Origin of the sequence: Nocardia vinacea (assembly GCF_035920345.1) — a bacterium.
Taxonomy (GTDB): Bacteria; Actinomycetota; Actinomycetes; order Mycobacteriales; family Mycobacteriaceae; genus Nocardia; species Nocardia vinacea_A.
Map to the genome: position 1 here is coordinate 9,179,104 of NZ_CP109149.1, position 16,553 is coordinate 9,195,656.

Annotated in this window: 16 protein-coding genes and 1 pseudogene; 8 read left to right on the plus strand and 9 right to left on the minus strand. The window is 65.4% G+C overall.

Features of this window, described 5'->3' with window-relative positions:
• Positions 1 to 139 precede the first annotated feature (139 nt).
• The 6 genes from OIE68_RS41525 to OIE68_RS47325 form a co-directional block, all read right to left on the minus strand.
• Positions 140 to 1,042, minus strand: a complete 903-nt coding sequence (locus OIE68_RS41525; RefSeq protein WP_327096348.1) for a sirohydrochlorin chelatase — start codon at positions 1,040 to 1,042, stop codon at positions 140 to 142.
• A 1-nt stretch (position 1,043) separates the two neighbouring features.
• Positions 1,044 to 2,333 (minus strand): sulfate adenylyltransferase subunit 1, encoded by a 1,290-nt coding sequence (locus tag OIE68_RS41530; protein ID WP_327096349.1) that lies wholly within the window; start codon positions 2,331 to 2,333, stop codon positions 1,044 to 1,046.
• 1 nt (position 2,334) lies between these two features.
• A complete protein-coding gene (gene cysD, locus OIE68_RS41535; RefSeq protein ID WP_419150641.1) occupies positions 2,335 to 3,264 on the minus strand; it encodes a sulfate adenylyltransferase subunit CysD in 930 nt (309 codons plus the stop codon).
• Positions 3,261 to 3,995, minus strand: coding sequence for a phosphoadenylyl-sulfate reductase (locus tag OIE68_RS41540; protein ID WP_327096351.1), 735 nt, complete (start codon positions 3,993 to 3,995; stop codon positions 3,261 to 3,263). Before OIE68_RS41540 ends, cysD begins: the two co-directional genes overlap by 4 nt.
• 14 nt (positions 3,996 to 4,009) lie before the next feature.
• Positions 4,010 to 5,821: a nitrite/sulfite reductase gene (locus OIE68_RS41545; protein ID WP_327096352.1), complete on the minus strand. Its 1,812-nt coding sequence runs from the start codon at positions 5,819 to 5,821 to the stop codon at positions 4,010 to 4,012.
• Between the two features lie 135 nt (positions 5,822 to 5,956).
• A complete protein-coding gene (locus OIE68_RS47325) occupies positions 5,957 to 6,049 on the minus strand; it encodes an Ms4527A family Cys-rich leader peptide (protein WP_357470198.1) in 93 nt (30 codons plus the stop codon).
• A gap of 212 nt (positions 6,050 to 6,261) precedes the next feature.
• On the opposite strand from OIE68_RS47325, the gene OIE68_RS41555 reads away from it, so the two are divergent.
• The 4 genes from OIE68_RS41555 to OIE68_RS41570 all read left to right on the plus strand — a co-directional run bounded on the left by OIE68_RS41555 (position 6,262) and on the right by OIE68_RS41570 (position 9,461).
• Entirely contained in the window at positions 6,262 to 6,651 is a 390-nt protein-coding gene (locus tag OIE68_RS41555; RefSeq protein WP_327096354.1) for an SgcJ/EcaC family oxidoreductase, read from the plus strand.
• Positions 6,652 to 6,816: 165 nt separating this feature from the next.
• Positions 6,817 to 8,022, plus strand: a complete 1,206-nt coding sequence (gene hemW / locus OIE68_RS41560; protein ID WP_419150642.1) for a radical SAM family heme chaperone HemW — start codon at positions 6,817 to 6,819, stop codon at positions 8,020 to 8,022.
• Between the two features lie 116 nt (positions 8,023 to 8,138).
• Positions 8,139 to 8,354 carry a hypothetical protein gene (locus OIE68_RS41565; protein WP_327096355.1) on the plus strand — a complete coding sequence of 72 codons (216 nt, stop codon included), beginning with the start codon at positions 8,139 to 8,141 and terminating at the stop codon, positions 8,352 to 8,354.
• A gap of 303 nt (positions 8,355 to 8,657) precedes the next feature.
• Entirely contained in the window at positions 8,658 to 9,461 is an 804-nt protein-coding gene (locus OIE68_RS41570; RefSeq protein ID WP_327096356.1) for an alpha/beta hydrolase, read from the plus strand.
• On the opposite strand, the gene OIE68_RS41575 is transcribed toward OIE68_RS41570, so the two are convergent.
• The gene (locus OIE68_RS41575; RefSeq protein ID WP_327096357.1) at positions 9,458 to 10,129 is read right to left on the minus strand and encodes a hypothetical protein; all 672 of its coding nucleotides are present in this window, start codon (positions 10,127 to 10,129) and stop codon (positions 9,458 to 9,460) included. The two genes, OIE68_RS41570 and OIE68_RS41575, sit on opposite strands and share 4 nt — an antisense overlap.
• A gap of 251 nt (positions 10,130 to 10,380) precedes the next feature.
• Between OIE68_RS41575 and hrcA the strand changes: the two genes are divergently transcribed.
• The 3 genes and pseudogenes from hrcA to OIE68_RS41590 form a co-directional block, all read left to right on the plus strand.
• Entirely contained in the window at positions 10,381 to 11,412 is a 1,032-nt protein-coding gene (gene hrcA, locus OIE68_RS41580; RefSeq protein ID WP_040687994.1) for a heat-inducible transcriptional repressor HrcA, read from the plus strand.
• 93 nt (positions 11,413 to 11,505) lie between these two features.
• Complete coding sequence (gene dnaJ / locus OIE68_RS41585) at positions 11,506 to 12,657, plus strand: molecular chaperone DnaJ (RefSeq protein WP_327096358.1); 1,152 nt, start codon at positions 11,506 to 11,508, stop codon at positions 12,655 to 12,657.
• A 3-nt stretch (positions 12,658 to 12,660) separates the two neighbouring features.
• Positions 12,661 to 13,338: pseudogene (locus OIE68_RS41590) on the plus strand (16S rRNA (uracil(1498)-N(3))-methyltransferase); the annotation flags it as partial.
• Here the strand turns inward: OIE68_RS41590 and OIE68_RS41595 are convergent.
• Positions 13,267 to 14,505, minus strand: coding sequence for a hypothetical protein (locus OIE68_RS41595; protein WP_419150643.1), 1,239 nt, complete (start codon positions 14,503 to 14,505; stop codon positions 13,267 to 13,269). The pseudogene OIE68_RS41590 and the gene OIE68_RS41595 sit on opposite strands and share 72 nt — an antisense overlap.
• Positions 14,505 to 15,437 carry a metal-dependent hydrolase gene (locus OIE68_RS41600; RefSeq protein ID WP_327096360.1) on the minus strand — a complete coding sequence of 311 codons (933 nt, stop codon included), beginning with the start codon at positions 15,435 to 15,437 and terminating at the stop codon, positions 14,505 to 14,507. The genes OIE68_RS41595 and OIE68_RS41600 overlap by 1 nt, the downstream gene beginning before the upstream one ends.
• 229 nt (positions 15,438 to 15,666) lie before the next feature.
• On the opposite strand from OIE68_RS41600, the gene OIE68_RS41605 reads away from it, so the two are divergent.
• Positions 15,667 to 16,293 carry a TetR/AcrR family transcriptional regulator gene (locus OIE68_RS41605; RefSeq protein WP_327096361.1) on the plus strand — a complete coding sequence of 209 codons (627 nt, stop codon included), beginning with the start codon at positions 15,667 to 15,669 and terminating at the stop codon, positions 16,291 to 16,293.
• The last annotated feature ends 260 nt before the right edge of the window (positions 16,294 to 16,553 follow it).

Below are 16,553 nucleotides of genomic sequence, written 5' to 3' on the forward strand. Positions count from 1 at the left end.
ACCGACTCACGCTTGCCTGGAACGCAATCGCCCTTGATGGAGCGGTGCGCCGATTCGCTAATCGGAGTAGGGGGTCAGTCTGAGGCGCAGGGGCATTCGCCTCATGCACGGAACTGTTCGGAGGTCGTTCGGCCGAAGATCAGGCAGAGAGGCTCAATGCGCCGGTGAGCGCGGTGTCGTAGCGGTCCCAAACTATTTCGGTCAATGCCGTATCCGGCCCGATGACCTGCGCATGCACCACCTCGGGCGCGGCGGCCACCAGGCGGTCGGTCAACAGCCCCGGCGCGAGGAACCACGGCGCCACGAGCGCCCGCTCGGCACCTCGGGCGCGCAAACGCGAAATTGCCTGGGTGACAGAAGGTTCGGTGGTGGCGAAGCAGACCTCGGTAAGCCAGCCGGTCATCGCCGCGAGCTGTCTGGCCACCTCGCTGGTCCGCGCATTTGCCGTCGCGGATGCCGCCCCAACTGCGGCCACGACGACCCCTACTGGTTCACCATGCCGCGGCCAGGTCGCCGGTCCCAGCGCGGCCAGGGTGCGGTCGCGGAGGGTAGTGACGAGTCGCGGGTCCGGCCCGAGAACGTCGGCTTGGGTCAGCGCGAGTTGGGGGTGGGCGGTGCGGGCGGCAGCAAGCAGTCCGGGTAGATCGACTCGCGCATGGTAAGCGCTGCCCAACAGCAACGGTGCCACGACCGCATGCGTGTGCCCTTGCGCGGCAATGGCATTCACGACCTGCTCGACCGACGGCGCATTCAGATCGAGGAACGCGAGCCGCACATCGATATCCGGCCGGGCGGCGGCAATATCGGCCACGACCGCCGACATCGTCGCGGCCGAGCGCGGATCCCGACTGCCGTGTGCCACCGCGATGAGCGCCGGCCTGGGCTCCGCGTATTCGCCGATCGGCGTGGCAGCCGTCACCCGGACAGGCCCGAATATCGGTCTACTCGGTCCCTGTCCGTGGTCCGATAAGCGCTCCAGTTCCGCCCACATGGACCCGCCCGGTAGCCGCGCCACCGAGCCGATACCTGCGGGCGAATTCACCTCAGACCCCGACCTCGACCGCGGACAGCACGTCACCGACCAGACCGGCGGCGAGGGTATTGCCGCCCGCCGGATCGATGAGCAGGAAGCTGCCGGTGTGCCGGTTGACGCGGTAGTCGTCGGCCGCGATCGGCTCGGCGACGCGCACCGAGATGCGGCCGATATCGTTGAGCGCCAACGACTCCGGGCTCGCTTCCGCGGTCAGGTTCTGCTCGTCGAACCGCTCGACGAGCGCGCCGACGATCGCCTGCGTGGTGCGGGTGCCGTGCTTGAGCAGCAGGCGCGCGCCGGGGCGCAGCGGCTTATCGCCGAGCCAGCAGACGGTCGCGTCGAAGGTGTCGATCGGCTCCGGCGCATCGGCGGGGGAGGCGATGATGTCACCGCGCGAGATGTCCACATCGTCGGCCAGGATCAGCGTGACGCTGCGGCCGACCTGTGCGACCGCGAGCTCACCATCGGGGGTATCGACCCGCTCGACGGTGGAGCGAATTCCCGAGGGCAGTACGACGATTTCGTCGCCGGGCGAGACCGAGCCCGCCGCGATCTGGCCCGCGTAGCCGCGGTAGTCCGGGTATTCGGCGGTGCGCGGCCGGATCACGTACTGCACCGGGAAGCGCAGGCCGAGCGCATGCTCGCCCGAGCTGTCGGCGTCCACCGGCACCGATTCGAGGTGCTCGATCAGCGAAGGCCCGTCGTAGTACGGAGTGTTCGCCGAGCGCGAGGCGATATTGTCACCGTGCAGTGCAGAGACCGGAATCTCCAGTACATCGTCGGCAGCCCAGCCGAGCGTGCTGGTGAGGGTGTTGAATTCGGCCGAGATCGCGGCGAATACGGTCGCCGGGTCATCGACCAGGTCGATCTTGTTCACCGCGAGCACCAGCTTCGGCACGCCGAGCAGCGCGAGTACCGCGGCATGCCGACGGGTCTGCTCGATGACGCCCTTGCGCGCGTCGACGAGCAGGATCACCAGCTGCGCGGTGGACGCGCCGGAGACGGTGTTGCGGGTGTACTGCACATGCCCGGGCGTATCCGCGAGCACGAAAGAACGCTTGGGCGTTGCGAAGTAGCGGTAGGCGACATCGATGGTGATGCCCTGCTCGCGTTCCGCGCGCAGCCCGTCCACGAGCAGCGAAAGATCCGGTGTGGCAAGACCTTTGTCCACCGACGCGCGGGTGACGGCGTCGATCTGGTCGGCCAGTACGGATTTCGTATCGTAGAGCAGGCGTCCGACCAGGGTGGACTTACCGTCGTCGACAGAACCGGCGGTGGCCAGCCTCAGTAGGTCGGACATATCAGAAATATCCCTCTCGCTTGCGGTCTTCCATCGCGGCCTCGGACACTCGGTCGTCGCCGCGGGTAGCGCCGCGCTCGGTCAAACGGGACGCGGCGACCTCGGCGAGAATCGCCTCGTTATCGGCCGCGTCGGAAAGAATTGCGCCGGTGGAGGATCCGTCGCCGACGGTGCGGTAGCGCACCGAACGGGTCTCGAGCACCTCACCATCGCGTGGGCCGCCCCAGACGCCGGGGGTCATCCACATGCCGTCGCGCTGGTACACCGGACGCTCGTGCGAGTAGTAGATGCTCGCCAGATCGACATCCTCACGTGCGATGTAGCGCCAGATATCGAGTTCGGTCCAGTTGCTCAGCGGGAACACCCGGACGTGCTCGCCGGGAGCATGCTTGCCGTTGTACAGATTCCACAGCTCGGGCCGCTGCCGCTTCGGATCCCACTGCCCGAAGGCATTGCGCAGCGAGAAGATTCGTTCCTTGGCGCGCGAACGCTCTTCATCGCGACGGCCACCGCCGAAGACCGCGTCGAAGCGGTGCTCGGTGATGGCGTCCAGCAGTGGAACCGTCTGTAGGGGATTGCGGATGCCGTCCGGGCGCTCGGTGAGCCTGCCATCGGCCAGATAGTCCTCGACCTTCGCGACATGCAGTCGCAGGCCGTACTTTTCGACCACCTTGTCGCGGAATTCGAGCACCTCGGGCAGGTTGTGCCCGGTGTCGATGTGCAGCAGCGCGAACGGCAGCGGCGCGGGCCAGAAGGCCTTGAGCGCGAGGTGCAGCAGCACCGTGGAATCCTTACCGCCGGAGAACAGGATCACCGGCCGCTCGAATTCGCCTGCCACCTCACGGAAAATATGGATCGACTCCGACTCCAACGCCGCGAGGGTGTCGAAGTCGGTGATGCCCAAGGAACGTGCGCTGATGGTTTCGGTCATGACTGATGCAACCCGCATTCGGTCTTGGCGAGGCCGGCCCAGCGGCCGCTTCGCGGATCGGAGCCCGGCTCCGGCTTCCGTGTGCACGGAGCGCAGCCGATGGACGGATATCCCTCCTCCACCAGGGGATTGACGAGGATGCCGTGCTGTTCGATATAGGCCTGCATCTCGTCGTCGGACCAGGCGGCGATCGGGTTGATCTTCACCAGTCCGAACGCCTCGTCGAACGAGATGAGCGGGGAGTTGGCCCGGGTCGGGGCCTCCACCCGGCGGATGCCGGTGACCCAGGCGTTGTAACCGCCGAGCGAGCGCTTCAGCGGCACAACCTTGCGCAACCGGCAGCATTCACCGGCATCACGCGTGAACAAGTCCTTGCCGAGCAGCTGATCCTGTTCGGCCACAGTGCTTTCCGGCCGCACATTGATCACATTGACGCCGTATACGGCCTCCACCGCATCCCGGGTGCCGATGGTCTCGGCGAAGTGGTATCCGGTATCCAGGAAGAGCACGTCCACGCCCGAATGCACTTGGGCGGCAAGGTGAACCAGCACGCCGTCCTGCATATTCGAGGCGACGATGTAGCCGGTGCCGAAGACGTCCTCGGTCCATCGCAGCAAATCCAGTGCCGTGGCGTCGGCACCGAGTTCGGCCGCGCCTTTTTCGGCGATCGCCCGCAATTCGTCTTCCGACAGCTTCGCGGGAAGGTCCGCCGTTACTTGATCCGTTGTCACGCTAGTTCTCCCATTTACCGAAGGTCGGCCTCGTCGGCACGAACCGCCCACTGAGCGAACCGTTCGCCGTCCTCGCGGTGCTTGATGAAGTTGCGCACCACCCGTTCGATGTAGTCACCGAGCTCGTTGGTGGTCACCTTGTGCTGACGCAGTTTGCGACCGAAGGCGCTGTCGAAGCCGAGGCTGCCACCGAGATGAACCTGGAAACCCTCGACATGATTCCCGGCGCCGTCATCGATCAGCTGACCTTTGAAACCGATATCGGCGACCTGCGCACGCGCGCAGGAGTTCGGGCAGCCGTTGATATTGATGGTCACCGGAACGTCCAGCTGCGCATTGAGATCCGCGAGTCGCTCCTCCAACTCCGGCACCAGCGCCTGGGACCGCTTGCGGGTCTCGGCGAAAGAGAGCTTGCAGAATTCGATCCCGGAGCAGGCCATCAGGTTCCGGCGCCACAGCGACGGACGTGCCTGCAGGCCAAGGGGTTCCAGCTCGTCGATCAGCGCGTCGACCTTGTCGTCGGCGATATCGAGCACGATAAGTTTCTGGTACGGGGTGAACCTGATCCGGTCCGAGCCGTACTTCTCCGCCGCCTCGGCGACCTTGGTCAGGACGGTGCCCGAAACCCGGCCCGCGATGGGGGAGAAGCCGACCGCATTGAGCCCGTTGCGCAGCTTCTGCACGCCGACGTGATCGATCGGCTTCTTCGGCTGCTCCGGCGCGGGGCCGTCGATCAGCTTGCGCTTCAGGTACTCGTCCTCGAGCACCTGACGGAACTTCTCGATGCCCCAGTCCTTGATGAGGAACTTCAGCCGGGCCTTGGTACGCAGGCGGCGGTAGCCGTAGTCGCGGAACAGCGAGACGACGGCCTCCCACACATCGGGAACCTCGTCCAGCGGCACCCACACACCGACGCGCTGGGCCAGCATCGGATTCGTCGACAGACCGCCGCCGACCCACAGATCCAGACCCGGGCCGTGTTCCGGGTGATTCACCCCGACGAACGCGACGTCGTTGATCTCGTGCACCACATCCTGCTGGCCCGAGATCGCGGTCTTGAACTTGCGCGGCAGGTTGGAGTATTCCTTCTTGCCGATGTAGCGGCGCACGATCTCGTCGATCGCGGGCGTCGGGTCGATGATCTCGGTCAGCGATTCACCGGCCAGCGGCGAGCCGAGCACCACGCGCGGGCAGTCGCCGCACGCCTCGGTGGTCTTCAGGCCGACGCCTTCGATCCGCTTCCAGATCTCGGGGACATTCTCGACCTCGATCCAGTGGTACTGGACGTTCTCGCGGTCGGACAGGTCGGCTGTGTCGCGGGCGAACTCGGTGGAGATCTGGCCGAGGGTCTTCAGCTGCGCGACGTTCAATGCGCCCGCATCGCAGCGGATGCGCATCATGAAGTACCTGGCCTCGAGAATGTCGATGTTCTCGTCACCGGTCCAGGTGCCGTCGTAGCCCTGTTCGCGCTGGGTGTAGAGACCCCACCAGCGGAACCGGCCGCGCAGATCGCCCTTGTCGATGCTGTCGAAGCCCTGCTTGGAATAGATGTTCTCGATCCGGGCCCGGACATTGAGCGGGTTGTCGTCCTTCTTGGACTGCTCGTTCGGGTTCAGCGGCTCGCGGTAGCCGAGCGCCCACTGGCCCTCGGCCTTGCGGCGCACCGGCTTACCGGTGCGGACCCGCGGACCCGCCGCTACCTCGGTCCGGGGACGGTCCGGGCGGACCCGTCGTTCGGAGGCCGGGCGGACCGGGCGCGCGTGCTGCCCAGGCCGGGATTCCGGCTGGGGCTGATCCGTGGGACCGGCGTCGGTGCTCGACGTCATGGGGGTCGCTCCTGCTGGGTGAGGGTACATCCGTGCTGAAGGCGTGAGGGGCTGACTCACGCCTGCGGTGTCAGCGGGCCGATGTCCGTCGAAATCGGGAATCACCGGGCAAACCCGGGAATGCGCGCCGCTGAGCTACCGGAGAGAGCCGGGCAGACAGCAGGCGCTACAGACGCGCTTGTAGTCGACGTGGCGACGTGCCACAAGTCGTACTCCAGATCCGCGCATGGGGCCTATTGTGCCACGTCAGGGCGGCCCTTCCGACCGCGCGGCCATATTTCCCGCGAAATCTAGGGAAATTCCCTGGACTATGCGGGCTGATTGTGATGGCTGTCATAGTTAGCGGTCTCAATGCGTCGCATGATTCGTCAAGATCATCGCCAGTGAAGCGAGTCACTCGGATTGACCTCGAGCTAGGTCGAGGTAGCAGGCTCGGTGGCATGAGTACCGATATCGACCTGGACGCCATCCGCGAGGTCGTCGCCATCATTCAACATTCCCAGCAGAACGAGCTCGTCGACGAATTCGTCGGTCTGTTCCGCGAGGACGCCATCTGGACGACCGGAGGTGGCAAGCGCCTGTTCGGCCGCGCGGCCATCGGTGAGTTCACCGCCCAGGTGCTGCCGGGTGCGATGCGGGACGGCACCGCGACCTACGAGGTCGAGCATGTGCTGTTCATTCGTCCGGACGTGGCCGCGGTCAAGGTGGTCCAGCGGTACTTCGACGGCGACGGTCAGCTGTCCGGTCAGGGCTCGCCGATGTACGTCATGGCCAAGGAGGAGGGCCGCTGGCTGCTCACCGCGAACCAGAACACCGTCGTCGCCGACTGAATCCGCTCGCAACAGCGCAGGGAGCCGCGCTCACCGCAGAAACGGGGTGGGTACACCCTGCTGGGTGTCGAGAACATAGACCAGGGCGCTCGCTGAGCGTTCAGGCGGTTTGAGCCAAGTATCCCCCGCCTTCAGCCTCAGACGGGGAAGGACCAAACTGGTGGGGTGAGTTCCGTCGCCGCCCCGATCGAAGCCGAGAGGCCTGCCCTCGTGCTGCGCGATTTCGGGGGCGGGCCGTTCGGGATCTACATCCACGTGCCGTTCTGTGCGACACGCTGCGGATATTGCGATTTCAACACCTATACCGCGGGTGAGTTGGGCACTTCGGCATCGCCGCAGTCCTGGCTGGAAGCGCTGCGCGGCGAATTGGCGACGGCGGCCGGCGAGTTCGCGAAGCTGCCGACGGACACGCCCGAGGTCGCGACGATCTTCGTCGGCGGTGGCACGCCGTCGCTGCTCGGCGGTGACGGCCTGTCGGAGGTGCTGGACTCGGTGCGCGCGAACTTTATTCTCGCCGCCGATGCCGAGGTGACCACCGAATCCAATCCGGAGTCGACCTCAGCGGAGTTCTTCGAACGTATCCGCACGGCCGGATTCACCCGGGTCTCGCTCGGCATGCAATCCGCGGCCCAGCATGTGCTGAAGGTGCTGGATCGCACCCATACGCCGGGTCGGGCCGTCACCGCGGCGAAAGAGGCACGTGCCGCGGGATTCGACCATGTGAATCTCGACCTGATCTACGGCACCCCGGGCGAACGCGACAGCGATCTGGACGCGAGCCTGGACGCGGTGCTGAGCGCGGGCGTCGACCACGTCTCGGCCTACTCGCTCATCGTCGAGGACGGCACCGCACTGGCTCGCCGCGTCCGCCGCGGCGAACTCCCCGCCCCCGACGACGATGTGCTCGCCGCCCGCTACGAACGCATCGACTCCCGCCTGACCGCGGCCGGCCTCACCTGGTACGAGGTATCCAATTGGGCCGCAGGCGATTCCGCGCGCTGTCGGCACAACCTCGGCTACTGGGACGGCGGCGATTGGCTCGGCGCGGGCCCCGGCGCACACAGCCACGTCGGCGGGGTGCGCTGGTGGAACGTCAAACACCCTGCGCGCTATGCCGATACCGTCGGGCGCGGCGGTTTGCCCGCGGCGGGCTGGGAAATACTCACCGCCGACGAGCAGCACACCGAACGCGTCATGCTCACCATCCGCCTGCGCACCGGTCTGCCGCTGAAGGAATTGGCCCCGACAGAATCCGCCGCCGCGAGCCGAATCATCGCCGACGGTCTGGCAATTCACTCGAACGACCGTCTGATCCTCACCGACCGCGGCCGCCTACTCGCCGATGGCGTCGTCCGAGATCTGCTGACCTGACCGCAGCGCGCATTGTGACTCATCCCCACTTCACGGATGGGTTCCTCGGATGCCGACCGTTGCACTATCACAGATCGGTAAAGACGCGTAGGCTGCGGACCAACCCAAGGAGTCCTATGCCAACGGCACGACACATCACCCTTATCTCCGAGCAGAGCGAGTTCGCCGAGGCGCGGGCCGCGGAGAAGGCTGAAACCGCGCGACAGTGCGCGATAGCCGCCCGGACGGTCGCCAGCCATGCCGAGGACGCGGCTGATTGTGAGTCGCTACTCGCCATGCTCGGCCTCGACGCACTGGCGGGCAAGATGGCAAGAACCGGGTCCGAGCTGTAGCTGCGGCTTCGCCACGGTTGCATGCCGTCGCTCGCTGGGTGAGATATCGCTGCATCGGTGGGCGACGGCTGCTCGCGGGTGGACTGCGGCTACATCGACGCGGTCGTCGAGGGTCAGCGGCAGGTCGAAGGCATCGGTGCGCGCCCGATGTGGGCTGGCCGATGATCTATCGCGAATGGTCGTTGTCAGCGGTCGTGCTTGCGGGGTGTAACCGACCGGGTGGTCTGTCTAGCTGTTAGTGCTCGGCAAAAGGTGACAACATCAAGAGCCGACAGCTATCACCGACCGACAGGCAGGGCTCCGATGAATATCACCCGAAGTCTCCGCGCCTGCATCGCGGCGCTCACCTTAGCTTTCACGCCCGTACTCATGGCTGCCCCCGCGAGTGCCGAACCCCTCCCGACGATCGTGCTCGTGCACGGGGCCTTCGCCGACACCACGAGTTGGAACGGCGTCGCCACGACGCTGCGCGACCACGGTTATCGGGTGGTTGTTCCCGAGAACCCGCTGCGCGGCCCCGCCAACGACGCCGCGGCCGTACAGCGAACCCTGGACGCCATCTCCGGACCCGTTGTCCTGGTGGGCCATTCATACGGCGGCTTCGTCATCAGCAACGTCCACGACCCGAAAGTTCGAGCGCTGGTCTATATCGCGGCCTTCGCCCCGGTACAAGGCGAATTCGCCTTGCTCGAAATCGACCCGATTCGCTTCCCCGGCAGTCAGCTGCTGCCCCCGGCACTGCAGGTGCGCGTCGTAGACGATCCAAATGGCGTGGCGGGCAAGAACCTCGACGGCTACGTGGCCCCCGACCGCTTCAACGCCGTCTTCGCCCAAGATGTCACCCCTGATGTAGCCGCCGACATGGTCGCTCACCAACGTTCCCTGGCTGTAGCCGCCAACCTCGAACCCTCCGGCAACCCCTCCTGGTCCTCGACCCCGAGTTGGTACCTCATCTCAGCCGATGACCGCGTGATTCCCCCTGCCTCCCAACGCTTCATGGCGAATCGAATGGGTGCCCACACCAGTGAAATCGCAGCCTCCCACGCCTCCCTGGTCTCCCGCCCCGACGATGTCGCCGCTGTCGTGGAGGCCGCCGCCCAGGGTTAGTACGTGAGCACCTGGTAAGCGCCGAGAACCATCGTCAGAACCGCCAATGAGGTGAACAGCAGCCAGTTGATGATGCCGGGAATCCAGCGCTGTGGTTGTGGTCCGAGTCGGCCCGGGATGCTGGCGGCCAGGGATGCCCGGGAGTAGACGCGGGTCTGGTGGCCTGCGGTGACCGGCACCATGATGTCGGCGGGCATGGGGTGGCTGCCGAAGCGGGACCAGGGCGCTCGCCATGGCGGTGGTCCGACGCGCAGATGGTGTAGTCCTGGTTCGGCTGGGATGAAGGTCACGCCCCAGCCGACCTTCTGTGGCACATGCTGTCCGTTGAGCACGACTTCCGGGCGGGTGAACAGATGCGCCAAGACCCTCGGCATGCAGGACGCCACCAACGCGATTCCGGTCTCCGCGGGTTCCCGCTGGAAGCGGGGCATCGGATCGTCCTCGTCGACGCCGTGCGCCAGGATGAAATTGAACGGCAGGAGGGTGCCCCGGTAGGGCGGCATCGGGGTCTGCGGGAGCGAGCCGTCGGGCAGCACGTAGTCGGCCAGCTGCAGCACGCGGTAGTCCGGCGCTTTCGGCGGCAACCCGAAGGGGCGGAAGCCGATCGGTGGAGTCGCTGGACCGCCGAGGGCGGGCGCGAGGATTTGCGGATAGTCCGGTTTGTTCACTGCTTCCGAATCCCCCTGTTACTGGCTGCGCGGTGAGGTTAGTAGTCGGATCTCGCTCCGGCGCAACGTCAGTCGGTCCCGAGGGGATCTGGATCACAAGCGTCCAGGGTGCGCGAACGGGCAATTGTCGAATAGGCAATTAGACTGGATAAACAGACGTACCTAGTAACCTGCATCGAATTCGGGTCGATGCGGACGGTGCGCACGTGACCGTTACGACGTACCCGAGGACGAGCGAGGAGGTGGGGCCCATGTCGAGCACCGAGGATCGGCGCTTCGAGGTCCTACGTGCGATCGTCGCGGACTATGTCGCGACCAAGGAGCCGATCGGGTCGAAGACCCTGGTGGAGCGGCACAACCTCGGGGTATCCAGCGCGACGGTTCGCAACGATATGGCGGTACTGGAGGCCGAGGGCTACATCACCCAGCCGCACACCAGTTCCGGTCGCATTCCGACCGATAAGGGCTACCGGCAGTTCGTCGATCGCATCTCCGAGGTGAAGCCGCTCTCGCCGGCCGAGCGCCGGGCGATCATGGAATTCCTGGAGTCCGGCGTCGATCTCGACGACGTGCTGCGCCGCGGTGTTCGGCTGCTTGCTCAGCTCACCCGCCAGGTCGCGGTCGTCCAGTATCCGACGGTGTCGGCCTCCACGGTCCGCCACATCGAAGTGGTCGCGCTGAATCCGGCACGGTTGCTGCTGGTCGTGATCACCGATACCGGTCGCGTCGACCAGCGTCTGGTGGAACTCGGCGCACTCATCGATGATCAGGACCTCGCCGCACTGCGCGGCATGCTCGGTGGTGCGATGGACGGCAAGCGCCTGTCCGACGCCTCCGCGGCCGTCGCCGAACTGCCCGAGCGGGCGCCGGTGCGACTGAAGGATGTGCTGGTGCGCGTCTCGACCGTGCTCGTCGAGACGCTGGTCGAGCATCCGGAGGAGCGGTTGGTCCTCGGCGGCACCGCCAACCTGACCCGCAATGCCGCCGACTTCGTCTTCCCTGGTTCGCTGCGCGATGTGCTCGAGGCATTGGAGGAGCAGGTCATCGTGCTGAAGCTGCTGGCGGCCGCACAGCATCCGGGTACCATCACGGTGCGCATCGGCGAGGAAACCCAGGTCGAGCAGATGCGCGGAACTTCGGTGGTGTCGACCGGCTACGGTGCTGCGGGTGCGGTGCTCGGCGGTATGGGCGTGCTCGGTCCGACCCGGATGGACTATCCGGGGACCATCGCATCGGTCGCGGCCGTTGCCCGTTATATCGGTGAGGTGCTCGCGGAGCGCTGAGGGCACCCGTCGCTGATACGCTCGATCCTCCGGCGGATAAAGTTGAGTGCATCCGACTAATGCTGTTGCAAACCAAGGACTAGAGAACTCAAAGTGGCACGGGACTACTACGGACTGCTCGGCGTCGCGAAGAACGCGACCGACCAGGAGATCAAGCGCGCCTACCGCAAGCTGGCGCGGGAGCTCCACCCCGACGTCAACCCCGACGAGGCGGCGCAGGCCAGGTTCAAGGAAGTGTCGACCGCCTACGAGGTGCTGTCGGACCCGGAGAAGCGGCGCGTCATCGATATGGGCGGCGACCCGATGGAGTCCGGTGCTGGCGGCGCGGGCTTCTCCGGCGCCGGCTTCGGCGGGCTCGGCGACGTCTTCGAGGCCTTCTTCGGCGGCATGAGCGGCTCCAGCGGGACGCGCAAGCCGCGCGGCCGGGTGCAGCCCGGCGCGGATTCGCTGCTGCGGACCCGGCTCAGCCTGGCCGAATGCGCGGTCGGTGTCACCAAACACCTCACCGTCGACACCGCCATCCTCTGCGATATCTGCCACGGCGCAGGCACTAATGGCAAGTCCAAGGCGGTGCGCTGCGAAACCTGCGGTGGTGTGGGTGAGGTCCAGTCCGTGCAGCGTTCGTTCCTTGGTCAGGTGCTGACCTCACGTCCGTGTCCGACCTGTCGCGGCGCGGGTGAGACCATTCCCGATCCGTGCCACAAGTGCGGCGGCGACGGGCGGGTGCGGTCGCGTCGCGAGATCGCCGCGCCGATTCCGGCCGGTGTCGCCAATGGCATGCGGGTGCGGCTGGCCGCGCAGGGCGAGGTCGGTCCCGGCGGTGGGCACGCGGGCGATCTGTATGTGGAGATCGTCGAGCAGCCGCACGATGTCTTCGTTCGCGACGGCGACGATCTGCACTGCACTGTTCGGGTGCCGATGGTCGATGCCGCTCTCGGCACCACCGTCGTCATCGACACCATCCTGGACGGCCCGACCGAGCTGACCATCCCGCCGGGCACCCAGCCGGGCGAGATCTCGGTGCTGCGCGGCCACGGCATGCCGCGCCTGCGCTCCGGCGCGCGCGGTGATCTGCTCGCGCATCTGGACATCGTGGTGCCGACCAAACTCGACGCCAAGACCACCGATCTGCTGCGCAAATACAAGGGCATGCGCACTGGTGAACGCGCCGAGGTGATGTCGGCGCAGTCCGAGCACAACAGCGGTCTGTTCGCCCGGCTGCGAGCGTCGTTCAGCGGGCGATAGGCGTTGGCCGCCACGGTCTTCTATCTGGCCGATATTCCGGAGCCGGGTGCCATCGCGGTTCTGGACGGTCCGGAGGGACGCCATGCCGCGACGGTCCGCCGCATCCGGGTCGGCGAGCCGATCACGCTGTCCGACGGCTCCGGTCAGCTCGCGGCATCGGAAGTCGTTGCGGCGCAGAAGGATCGGCTCGAGCTGAAGGTGCTCGACCGGGTGCTCGCCGCACCCGCGTCGCCGCGGGTGACCGTCGTTCAGGCGCTGCCGAAGTCCGACCGCTCGGAGCTGGCCGTCGAGCTGATGACCGAGGCGGGCGCCGATGTCATCGTCCCGTGGCAGGCCGCGCGCTGCATCGCCAACTGGGAAGCCAAGGCGGGCAAGGCCGTTGAGAAATGGCGTGCCGCCGCCCGCACGGCCGCCCGGCAGTCCCGCCGTGCCTACATCCCCGAGGTCGCCGACCTGCACCGCACCCGCGACCTGCTCGACAAGATCCGTGCGGTGGTCGCCGCGGGCGGCATCGCGGTGGCACTACACGAATCCGGCACCGCCCGCTTCGCCGAGCTGCCTTTCGACCAGGCCTCCGAAATCCTGCTCATCGTCGGCCCCGAAGGCGGTCTAGACGACTCCGAGCTCACCGCCTTCGCTGCTGCGGGCGCCGACGTAACCCTGCTCGGCCCCACCGTCTTGCGCACCTCCACCGCTGCCGCCGTCGCCCTCGGAGCCTTGGGCGCGTTGACCTCCCGCTGGTAGTGACTCGACTGCTCGGTACGGCACCGTGAAGATCGCGAGCACGCAAAGTATTGCGACCGCGAAGCACGACAGCGTGTACCACAGATTCCCGATGGGGTCGCCATTGCTCGTCGAACCGTCGACGGCAGCGAAGTAATCGGGCAGCGCGCTCACCCAGAGCAATGCCATCACGCCCAGATACACGACGCTGTAAATCCGTACGAAGCGGTTCGTGTAGTCCGAATGGTCTCGCCTCAGCCGCAGCCACTGGCGAGTGAGAATCGGAATCGCGACGATGCTGACGATGACCAATTCGGCCGCATAGAGGAATCCACGCAAAGACGTGCTCCCGGCACCGAAAACCGTTGCCGGGATTGGCAATACGCCCGTACCCAACGACCCGAGAATGCCGATGACGACAGTGCGCCACACCAATTGTGGTCCAGAGAAGCTGCGCCCCTGGTCGACATGACGACCGACGAACAACTGGACGAAGAACGCCAGCGACATCGGCCACAGCGCGGCGAATACCACCACACTCGGCAGCGGAACCGAGTCGAACATCGGTTGATTGAGCGAATTTTCGGTCGACCACTCCCACCAGCGCAGCTGCGGTCCCAGATGGTCGAAGATCTCATAGAAGCCGTGGTGGACGAAGCCCACGCAGACGGCGCCGACCAGAACACCGTACCGACGGAAAACGCCCAGCATTCGGACGATTTCAAAGGCCAATGTGGCCATCAATGGGTAGATCGCCACGATATAGAGGGGCAGCCGACCCCAAAGGAAATCCACGGTGAAGACGTTGTGCGCGAACATCGTGTCGACGTGCGCGTCGATACCGAAGGCCGCCGGAAAGTACAGCGGCGGTTCGATGATGAACAGATATGCGGTCGCGCCGAACCAGACCACGAGATTGGTGGGATCGCCGTGACGTCGCAGGCGCACAATCGCGTAGATCAGCGCGAGCACCGCGCCGAGGACGATGGTGAACTCGAGAACCGGCAGCGTCCAGTTCTCCAATGCGAAAGGGTTTCGCACCTCGACGAGTCCACCGGCCTCCTGACAGGAAAAGCCGAGCGCCTTCGCGAGTTCGTCGAAGGTGGGTGCGCAATGATCGGCCATCATTCCCCCTGCGCTGCAACGGAATCAGCGGTGTACCAGTGCGATACGTCGTAACCGGCGTCATAGCGCTTGAACCACACATCGGCGAGTGCGGGCAGCTTCTCGTGATCCGGGTTGTGCCTGGGCAATTGACTGCGGATGATGCCCACCAGCGCGATCAGTTGTTCGCCGAGGCGTAGATCGTCGAACGCGCGCGACATCGGTCCGTTGTCCTCGACGGGCAGCCGCAACAATTTCCGCAGCTTCTGCTTATTCCGGTGCATCGCGAACATCGCCAGTGCATCGATGCGCCGATCCTCCTGCGGCACATGCTTATTGAAGCCTGTGCAGGCCACCTTGATGACCTTCATGACGTGCCGGAAAATCGATGGAGCCATGCGCATCCGGTAGGCGTCGCTGCCGACAATGGAATCGAAGATGATCAGCGCCGAACTACGATGTTCGACTTCCTCGACGAAGTGCCAGATGAACAGCGATGCGACACGGTCGTCTCCCGGCTGGAACAGGGTCGAATCGTTGTCGAGCATCAGTTTGAACACCGGGGTGAAGGTGGCCTCCAGGTCGGCGGTGTAGGCGAGCCGATATTCCAGGGAGGTCTTCACGGTGAGGCGATCGAATTCCGCGATTACGTCGTTGAGGGTCTCCTGGAGCCCTGGGTATCGCCTGATCAGACCATTGGCGTGCTGGCGGTGGGCGGTCGAATGCTGCCCCTCCTGACGCACGAACGCGTCCGCCTCTTCGGCGACCGCGGGATCGGTTATCCGCGGCATGGCCTCGCGAATCATATTGACGATCATCTTCTCGAAGCCGATGGCCAGGAAGGACACCGCGTTGGCCATGGACGAGAAGGCCGGATTCTCTTCGTTCCACAGGAACGGTACGTCGTAGTCCGCGAATGCGAATCGCATCTTTCGGACTTGTAGATCGGTCACTTGGCTGTACCTCGTAATTCGGAAGGGGGCTGTAGCCGTGTTCGGACGTGCCGAAGCTTCGATGCGGCTGATCATACACAGATCGGACCGAGTGTATGATTAGAATTGCTCGAGCTGGGGCGACGATGGCCCTGTGGTAGCGTCGAGCCCCTGATCTGGACGGTCGGCGGGGTTGTCCCGCTGTCGGTTTCGCATACGAGGGACATCGTTCGAACCGAGGAAGCGAGCAGTGGCAGGAAGGCGCGGGTGGGGCGGGAGTCCGCCGAGCAGCGATGAAGAAGCGTCCCGTCGAATAGTCGCCACCGCAGTAGATCTGATCGGACGGACAGGTTCGGAGATCAGCATCGCCGATGTCGCGGAGTCGCTGGGTGTCATCCGTCAGACGGTGTATCGATACTTCCCCAGTGCGGACGCGCTGATGCAGGCCGCGGCGATCGCGTCGGTCGACGGTTTTCTGGATCGGCTGACAGGGCAGGTCAGCGGCATCGAGGACCCGGTCGAAGCCATGACCGAGGGCGTGGTCTACACGCTGGCCGAGGTGCGCCGGACGCCCCACCTGGGCATTCTGCTCTCGAGCACATATTCGAATGTGCACCCCGAAAGCCTTACCTCCGAAGAGGCGCAAACCTTCGGCATGATGATGATCAAGCGCTTCGACGTCGATTGGGAGCGGTACGGATACGACGACACATCGCTGCCCGAGCTCGTCGAATACATTCTGCGAACGATGCAGTCGTTCTTCGTTTCTCCGGGCAATCCGCCACGGAGTGATGATGAGCTGCGTCGATATCTAGGACGCTGGATGGGGGCCGCGATCATCGCGCAACCGAAGCCGGACGGACGACGCGGGGGCTGACCCGGTTGTTGCGACCGGGAAGCCAACGTCGGCGAGCGTATATCGCTCGGGTCAGCGGCTACCAGGGAGCGTTGGCAGGCTGCTGTTCCGAGAGGACGTTGGGTCCGCGGGGAGGTGCGCTGTTGCCAGTTGGCGTTGGGTCTGCTGGGAGGTGGGCTGTTGCCAGTTGGCGTTGGGTCTGCTGGGAGGTGGGCTGTTGCCAGTTGGCGTTGGGTCTGCTGGGAGGTGGGCTGTTGCCAGTTGGCGTTGGGTCTGCTGGG